The sequence below is a fragment of the Roseateles sp. genome, from assembly GCF_036404855.1.
In the GTDB taxonomy this organism is placed as follows: Bacteria; Pseudomonadota; Gammaproteobacteria; order Burkholderiales; family Burkholderiaceae_C; genus Pelomonas.
On sequence record NZ_DASWYS010000071.1, the window covers coordinates 37,399 to 45,718 of the forward strand.

The window sequence follows — 8,320 nt, forward strand, 5'->3', positions numbered from 1 at the left end:
AGGGGTGCCAGCGGCGGCTGGCGTCGCCGGCGACGAAGGCGCGCTGGCGCGAAGCCTCGTCCAGCAAGGCAAAGGCCGAGGGCTCCGGCTCGAAGCCCAACAGGGCGGCGACGAAGTCAAAACGCTCGGTGCCGACGCTGACGCCGTGGTCATCGGGCAGCAGTGCCTCGGGCAGCGGCATGGCCAAGCGCACCGTGATGCGCGGGTGGGCCTCGACGCGCTCGGCCAGATGGATCTGCGCGCGCCAACTGCCACGCGACCACAACGTCACCTGCTGGCCCCGTTCGGCCAGGAAGAGGGCGTTCTCCGCGGCGTTGTCGCCAGCCCCCAGCAGCAGCACGTGGCCCGTGGGCAAGGCCTCGCGACGCGCGGTGAGCTGGGCGGCGTCCAGCACGCGTTCGTGCGGCACGGCGAAATAGCGTGCCGGGCGCAACAGGCGCAGGCCTGTGGCGACGAGCAGCGCGCGAGCCTGCACGTGCTCGCCGGTGGCCAACTGCAGCGTCCAGCTGCCGGCCGCGTGGCGGGCGGACTCGGCCCGCGTGCCAAGGCGCAGCGTCAGGCCTGGCGTGGCCTGCGCCTGTGCGGCGTAGTGCTCGCCCAGGGCGGCCAGCCGTGCGGCGGGCTCTCCCAGCACCCAGTCCTGGGCGAAGTTCAGGCCCGCCAGCGCGGCGCACAGGCGCGGTTCGCGCTCGACCAGCAACGCCGTCATGCCCATTTGGCACAGCCACGACGCGGCGCTGCAGCCGGCGGGGCCGCCGCCGAGGATGGCGACGTCGATGGAGGTGGGACTGGTCATGGCGCGGCCCGGGGGGCAAAGCCGCAAATTATCCGCGCAGCCTGTCCCACAGCCGCCAGCCTAGCAGCGCGGCCAGCACGGCGCCGTAGACGGCCGGCTCGGCAAAATTGTGCTTGCCGGCGCGCATCCAGATGAAGTGCAGCAGCGCGATGATGGCGATGGCGTAGACGGCCTTGTGCAGGGTCTGCCAGCGCTTTGCGCCGAGAAGCCGGATGGCCTTGTTGAAACTGGTGGCGGCCAGCGGCAGCATCAGCAGCCAGGCCGTGAAACCCATCAGGATGAAGGGGCGCTTGGCGATGTCGGCAGCGATGTCGCCGACCACCAGCCCCATGTCCAACCAGCCATAGGCGAGCAGGTGCAGACTGGCATAGCTGAAGCTGAACACCCCGAGCATGCGGCGAAAGCGCGCCAGTGCCGCCAGCCCGGTCAACTGGCGCAGCGGTGTGACGGCCAGCGTCACCATGAGGCCACGCAGCGTCCAGTCGCCCAGGCCGCGGATCAGCGCCTCAGCTGGGTTGGCGCCGAGCTGGTCGGCCGCTGCGCCATAGACCAGCCACGCCAGCGGCGCCAGGCACAGCAGGAACAGCACCGGCTTGGCGGCGCGGCTCAGCAGCGCGGCGGACAGGGCGCCGCGCATCAGAAGTTGCGTCGCAGGTCCATGCCGGCGTAGAGCTGCCCGACCTGGGCTTCGTAGCCGTTGAAGATCAGCGTGGGGCGCTTCTTCGCGAACAGCCCGTCCTCACCGATGCGCCGCTCGCTGGCCTGGCTCCAGCGCGGGTGGGGCACGCCCGGGTTCACGTTCGAGTAGAAGCCGTACTCCTGGGGCGCGGCCTGTTCCCAGCTGCTGCGCGGCTGCTTTTCGACGAAGCGGATCTTGACGATGCTCTTGGCCGACTTGAAGCCGTATTTCCAGGGCAGGACGATGCGTACAGGCGCGCCGTTCTGGTTGGGCAGCACCTCGCCGTACATGCCAAAGGTGAGTAGTGCCAGCGGATGCATGGCCTCGTCCATGCGCAGGCCCTCCACGTAGGGCCACTCCAGCACGGCCGAACGCAGGCCCGGCATCTGCGCGCGGTCGGCCAGCGTCGTGAACTCGACGAACTTGGCCTTGGATGTGGGCTCCGCCCGCTTGATCAGTTCAGACAGCGAATAGCCGATCCAGGGGATGACCATGCTCCAGCCCTCGACGCAGCGCAGGCGGTAGACGCGCTCCTCCAGGGCGCTCAGCTTGAGCAGCGCATCGAGGTCGTAGCGGCCTGGCTTGGCGCATTCGCCCTCCACGGCAACCGTCCAGGGGCGCGGCTTCAGCGTGTGGGCACGCTCGGCCGGGTCGGACTTGTCAGTGCCGAACTCGTAGAAGTTGTTGTACGAGGTGGCGTCGGCGTAGCGGGTGGGCTTGTCCAGCACCATCGCGCCGGCCACGGTGCCGGGCGTGGCAGCCAGCCGGGGCAGCTTGCCCCCGCCTGCGACGGACTGGGCCAGCAGCTCTGGTGCGGCGGCCATGAGAGCGAGGCCGGCCGTGACCTGGCGGCGGTTGAGATAGGCCTGGCGTGGCGTGATCTCGCTGGGGGCGGGATCGTTCGGAGAAGAGGATTGAATCAGCATGATGCACACGCAGTCGGACGTTGCGGGCGCGACCTTACACCCAGCGGATTGCCCCCGCCCGCAGCACGGCTTGGGCCGGCGTCAGCGAGCCGAATTGCAGGCGAACAGCTTGCCGGGATGGTTGCGCCCGTCGCTGAGGGGGGCCAGGAGGCGGCAGTGCTGTGCGAGATAGTCGTCGAAACCCGGCACGTCGGCATGCTGATGCGGCGAGGCCGCCGCTCGGGCATACGTGTCGATGATGGCAATGTAGGCGGGCGGGGTGCGCTCGAAATCCGCGTAGAGCCGGGCCAGGTTGCGTTGCTGCTGCGCGTGCAGCGGCGCGAAGACCGGGCTGTCGGGCGCTGGCGGGCGATAGGCCCAGGTGGCAGGTGTGTCCGGCAGGGCCCAGGGGAGCAGGATGCTGGAGGCGGGGATGAAGCCGCGCGCATACACCTGCGGCACCATGCCGAGGACGTAGGCGTAGCGACCCGCGGCCGGCTGCATCGCCTCGATGCCTTGCAGCGGCGCTTGCGATGGGCGGCCGTTGGACTGGAGCGTCACGCCCAGCGCCAGCAGCGTCGCGCCGAGCAGCGCCCCTGCCGCGAGGGCGCGGGCCGGCCCGGCGGCAGCGGTGCCCTGGGCGATCACGGCACCGCCCAGCGGACAGGCCAGCACCCAGAACGGGATGGCGTGATAGCTGAAGAGCATGGGTGACGCCAGCATGACGAGCAGCGCCAGACCCGCCCCCAGCAGCAGCGCCTGCCGCAGTCCGGCGGCCGCAGGGCCGCGCAACGGTGCGGCGAGGGCTGCGAGCACCAGCACGACATGGACCGGCGCGAGCTGGAGGAACTCGCTGGCGGTCGCGAACTTCCAGACCAGGCGCTTGGCCACGCCCGCTGACGTGGCGCTGCCGTAGACGGCGGGGTACAGGAAGGTTGTCGCGAGGAACTCCTGCAGCTTGCCGCTGGCAGCGTACAGGCCCGTCAGCGCCAGGGCCGGCAGCAGGCTGCCCATGCCGATGAGCAGCAGGTGCCGCCCCCCCTGTCGGAGCGTCATCCTGCTGCCGGTGCGCAGGGCCGCCCACAACACCATGGGGAGCATCAGCGCACAGGTCTGCCTGCTCATCACCGCCGCACCAAAGGCGGCCCCGATGGCCAGCGCGCGCGGCCACGCCAGGGCGTGTCCGGCGTCCGAGGCAAGGAGCAGGGCAAGCAGCAGCAGGCCGGTGCCCAGCAGCTCAGTCTTGACGGCGAGCATGGACGGGTTCGGCACCAGCGCGCAAATGAGCAGGAGGATCGCGGCGATGCCGGCGCTCGCGGGTTGCTCCGGCGCCGCGCGCCGTGCCAGCCGGTACACCAGGGCGGCGATGGCGGCCAGCATCGCTGCCGACAGCGCCTTCAGTGCGACGGCGTCATGGGGCGGGGCGATCTGCTGCAGCGTCGCATGCAGGAGATAGATGAGCGGAGCCTTGTTGTCGTGGCAGCCCGCCACGGCCGCCCAGCCTTCGACGAGGCCGCGGGCAGCGCAGGCGCCGAAATACAGCTCGTCGATCTGCAGCACCTGATGGCGCAACGGCCCGAGCTGTTGCCACACCACATAGGCCAGGCAGCACCCGGCCATGCCTGCCGCGACGACCCAGGCCAGCCAGGGGGCGTGCTGCGGCCCGGTGCCCGTCGCCGCCTTCAAGCGCGCTTCCACGTATAGACCGAGGTGATGGCGTAGTTCCAGACGGCACCCACGAGGATGCCGCTGATGGCGGACAACACCCAGTGGTTCTGGTGGTCAAACAGGTAGGAGGCGATGCCGACATTGGCGATGGCGCCCACGCTGCAGGCGATGGAGAAGGACAGCAGCCCGGTCCACCAGCGCCAGCCCTTGCGCCGGCGGTCGCGGTAGGTCATCGCATTGTTGATCGTGTAGTTGAACACCATCGCGCCGATGGTGGCGGCGGCCTGCGCCTGCTTGAACGGTAGCGCCATGAGCGACAGGCAGGTGCTGAGCAAGGCCATGTGCAGGAACACGCCGAGGCCGCCGATCAGGGCGAACGAGAGGAAGCGTACCGGGACGAGATGGCCCACGGTCTTGTCGGCCAGCAGCATCAGGTAGTCCCAGGCGACCTGGGAATCCAGCTTGCTCTCGCCGGCATGGCGGGTCCTGAAGGTGTAGGGCAGCTCGGCGAACTTCAGGGGTTTCGGGGACGAGGCGAACAGGTCGACGAGGATCTTGAATCCAACGCTCGAGAGCCTGCGGACGGCGCCCATGAAGCTGTCCCTGCGCATCATGAAGAAGCCGCTCATGGGATCCTTCAGGGTCTTGGGCAGCACCAGATGGCTCAGGCGGGTCGCCCAGCGGCTGATGGAGGCGCGCTGCTCGCTCCATTCCCCCAGCGAGCCGCCTTCGACATGGCGGCTGCCAACCACGATGTCGAGTTCCCTGTCGGACTGCAGCTTCTGCAGCATCGTCGGCAGCAGGGCCTCGTCGTGCTGAAGGTCGGCATCCATGACGGCCACGTAGGGGGCACTGGTGGAGAGCATGCCTTCCACGCAGGCGGAGGAGAGACCACGGCGCCCGATGCGCTGGATGCAGCGGACATTGGGGTGAATCAGGGACAGTTCACGAACCGACGAGGCGGTGCCGTCGTTCGAGTCGTCATCGACGAAGATGGCTTCCCACTTCAGGCCCGCGAGGCAGTCGACGAGGCGGCGGGTGAGCTCGGCGACGTTGCCGGCTTCGCGGAACGTGGGGATGATGATCGCCAGCTCGGCTGACTGGGAAAGTTGGTCTTTGGCGCCTTCGATCACGCGGTCCTCTCCTGCGTCGGCACTGGTTTTCCGACAGTATGCAAGCGCACGAACCGTGTTGTTATCCCCGCGGTTGGGGTGTTTGAGGCACCTAGCGGAAGTCGCGGCTTTCCGTTGTCAGCCGCCCCAACAGCGGATTCAGGTTGGTGAAGCCCTGCGCCAGCAGATGCCGCACGTCGCCGTCGCCGCGCTGCCAGATGCCCTCCACCGCCAGCAGCCGCGCGCCGAGGATGACGCTGCGGTGCGCCTCGTAGACCTTGTTCCAGACGATGACCTGCACGTTGCCGGTCTCGTCCTCCAGCGTGACGAAGAGCGTGCCCTTGGCGGTCTGCGGTTTCTGCCGGCCGGTCACGATGCCGCAGGCCTTGGCGCGGCGGCCGCTCTTGACGGCGTCCAGCTGCCTGGCGGTCAGCAGGCCCTGCCTGGCCAGGCGTGGGCGCAGCAGCGCGAGCGGGTGGCGGCGCAGCGTGAGGCCGGTGGCGGCGTAGTCCCACAGGACCTCCTCGCCCTCGGCGGCGGCGGGCAGTTCGAGGTCGTCCTCGGGCAGCAGGCTGCCCTGCAGCAGTGCCGGCATTGCGTGCAGGGCCGAGGCCTGCCAGACCTGCTGGCGGCGGTGACCGGCGAGCGAGGTCAAGGCGTCGGCGGCGGCGAGGTGCTGCATGTCGGCCTGCGTGAGTTGTGCGCGATGGGCGAGGTCCTGCGGATGGGCGAAGAGGCCATCGCGGGCACGTGCGGCTTCCATGCGGTTGGCCGCGTCATCCCCCAGTCCGCTGACGAGGCGCAGGCCCAGGCGCACGGCGGGCTGGGGGTGTCCGCGGCGCAGCTCCAGCGTGCTGTCCCTGTCGCTGCGGTTCACGTCGATGGCTCGCACCTCAACCTCGTGCCGGCGCGCGTCCTGCACGAGTTGGGCCGGCGTGTAGAAGCCCAGCGGCTGGGAGTTCAGCAGCGCGCAGAGGAAGGCCGCGGGTTCGTGGCACTTGAGCCAGGAGCTGACGTATGTCAGAAGGGCGAAGCTGGCGGCGTGGGATTCGGGGAAGCCGTAGGAGGAGAAACCCTTGATCTGCCGGAATATTCGCTCCGCGAATTCGTCTTCGTAGCCGTTCCTGCGCATGCCGAGGATGACCTTGTCGTAGTACTTCTCCAGCACGCCGGGGCGCTTCCATGAGGCCATGGCACGACGCAGTTCATCGGCCTCCCCGGCGGAGAAGCCGGCCGCGATCATCGCGATCTGCATTACCTGCTCCTGGAAGATGGGAACGCCGCAGGTGCGGCCAAGCGCCTCCTCCAGCTCTGGCTTGGGGTACTTGATCTCGTTGTGGGGCAGCAGCCGATTCTTGAGGTAGGGGTGGACCATGCCGCCTTCGATAGGGCCCGGCCGCACGATGGCGACCTCGACGACGAGGTCGTAGTACTTGCGGGGCCGCAGCCGAGGCAGCATGGACATCTGCGCCCGGCTCTCGATCTGGAAGACGCCGATGGTGTCGGCTGCGCAGATCATGTCGTAGGTGGCCGTGTCGTCTTGCGGGATGGTGGCCAGCTCGTAGGTCTTGCCGCGCATCGGTTGGAGCAGGTCGAAGCAGCGCCTGATGGCCGTGAGCATGCCCAGTGCCAACACATCGACCTTCATCATCCGAAGCTCGTCGATGTCGTCCTTGTCCCATTCGATGACGCTGCGATTCGCCATCGTCGCGTTCTCGATGGGCACCAGGCGTTCCAGGGGGCCTTCGGTCAGCACGAAGCCGCCCACGTGCTGGCTCAGATGCCGTGGCAGTCCATTGAGTTGGCGACCCAGCGCGATGAGCTGCTGCAGGCGTGGATCGTCTTCGGGCAGGCCCAGCTGCTGGAGCAGTGCGACGCGGTGCTCCTCGGGTAGCACCTGGCCGGGCCAGCCACTGTGGTCCTTGCTCATGATGTCGAGCTGTGCCTCGCTGAAGCCCAGCGCCTTGCCGACGTCGCGGATGGCGCTCTTGGGCCGGTAGCAGGTGACGACGGCCGTCAGTGCTGCACGGTCGCGGCCGTACTTGTCGTAGAGGTGCTGGATGACCTCCTCGCGACGCGTGTGCTCGAAGTCGACATCGATGTCGGGTGGCTCATTGCGCTCGCGGCTGATGAAGCGCTCGAACAGAAGCGTGCTCTCTTTCGGGTCGACCGACGTGATCTGCAGGCAGTAGCACACGACGCTGTTGGCCGCCGAACCGCGCCCCTGGCACAGGATGCCGATGCTGCGTGCGAACTGCACGGTGTCGGCGACGGTCAGGAAGTAATGCTCGTAGCCGAGGTCTTCGATCAGCAGAAGTTCGCGCTCGATGCGATCACGCCATTCGTCGGGCAGGCCGTCGGGCCAGCGCAGCGCCGCACCTTCATAGGTCAGGGCGCGCAGGTGCTGGCTGGCCGTGCGCCCGGCGGGCACGACCTCGCTGGGGTAGCGATAGCTGATTTCATCGAGCCGGAACGTGCAGCGCGCGGCCACGTTCAGCGTCTCGGCCATCAGCTCCAAGGTGCATAGCTGCGAGATTCGATAGCGGCTGCGCAGATGCCGCTCGGCATTGGGTTGCAGGTCGAAGCCGCATTCGGCCACCGTGCGGCCCAGCCGCGTGGCCGTCATGACGTCCTGCAGCGCCTTGCGCGAGCGCACATGGAAGTGCACGTCGCCTGCGGCGACGAGAGGCAGGGCCGTCTCTTCGGACAGCGTCTGCAGGCGTTGCAGCCACAGTGCGTCGCTGGCCTCGCGCAACAGTTCCACGGCAATCCAGGTCCGACCGGCGAAGTGCTGCAGCGCCCATTGCGCCGGAGCCAGCAGCTCCGCGTCGGCGGCCTCGCGTGGCAGCACGAGCAGGGCCAGGCAGTCGGCCAGCTTCTCGGGTGCGATCTGGCGCCAGTGCAGCGTGTACTCGCCCTTGACGGGGCTGGCCCGGCGCAGCCGGGTGATGAACTGGCTGAGGTTGCCGTAGCCGTGAAGGTTCTGCGCGATCAGCACGAGCTTGAAGCGCGGCGTGCCAGCGTCGTCGCGGACGAGAAATTCGCTGCCAATCAGCAGCTTCATCAGCTGGGGTTGCGTGATGCAGTCTTCGGGTTCGCCGGCCAGTCGCGCCTCGGCCTTCGCCGCGTGATGTGCCGCTTCGCGCATCTCGCGGAGCTG

Annotated in this window: 5 protein-coding genes and 1 pseudogene; all 6 read right to left on the minus strand. The window is 68.6% G+C overall.

What is annotated here, in order from left to right:
• Positions 1 to 256: 256 nt before the first annotated feature.
• Positions 257 to 796 (minus strand): annotated as a pseudogene (locus VGF12_RS05095) (FAD-dependent oxidoreductase); the annotation flags it as partial.
• A gap of 28 nt (positions 797 to 824) precedes the next feature.
• Positions 825 to 1,433, minus strand: a complete 609-nt coding sequence (locus VGF12_RS05100; RefSeq protein ID WP_331174963.1) for a protein-methionine-sulfoxide reductase heme-binding subunit MsrQ — start codon at positions 1,431 to 1,433, stop codon at positions 825 to 827.
• Positions 1,433 to 2,401, minus strand: coding sequence for a protein-methionine-sulfoxide reductase catalytic subunit MsrP (gene msrP / locus VGF12_RS05105; protein WP_331174964.1), 969 nt, complete (start codon positions 2,399 to 2,401; stop codon positions 1,433 to 1,435). The genes VGF12_RS05100 and msrP overlap by 1 nt, the downstream gene beginning before the upstream one ends.
• A gap of 81 nt (positions 2,402 to 2,482) precedes the next feature.
• Positions 2,483 to 4,078, minus strand: a complete 1,596-nt coding sequence (locus tag VGF12_RS05110) for a glycosyltransferase family 39 protein (protein ID WP_331174965.1) — start codon at positions 4,076 to 4,078, stop codon at positions 2,483 to 2,485.
• Positions 4,063 to 5,181, minus strand: a complete 1,119-nt coding sequence (locus VGF12_RS05115) for a glycosyltransferase family 2 protein (RefSeq protein WP_331174966.1) — start codon at positions 5,179 to 5,181, stop codon at positions 4,063 to 4,065. Before VGF12_RS05115 ends, VGF12_RS05110 begins: the two co-directional genes overlap by 16 nt.
• A gap of 91 nt (positions 5,182 to 5,272) precedes the next feature.
• Positions 5,273 to 8,320: error-prone DNA polymerase (locus VGF12_RS05120; RefSeq protein ID WP_331174967.1), on the minus strand; the 3,048-nt coding region annotated here is incomplete at its 5' end.

Excerpts from the sequence above, each read along its gene's own strand:
- VGF12_RS05100 (WP_331174963.1), bottom strand. The coding sequence starts at position 1,433 with ATGCGCGGCGCCCTGTCCGCCGCGCTGCTGAGCCGCGCCGCCAAGCCG.
- msrP (WP_331174964.1), bottom strand. The coding sequence starts at position 2,401 with ATGCTGATTCAATCCTCTTCTCCGAACGATCCCGCCCCCAGCGAGATC.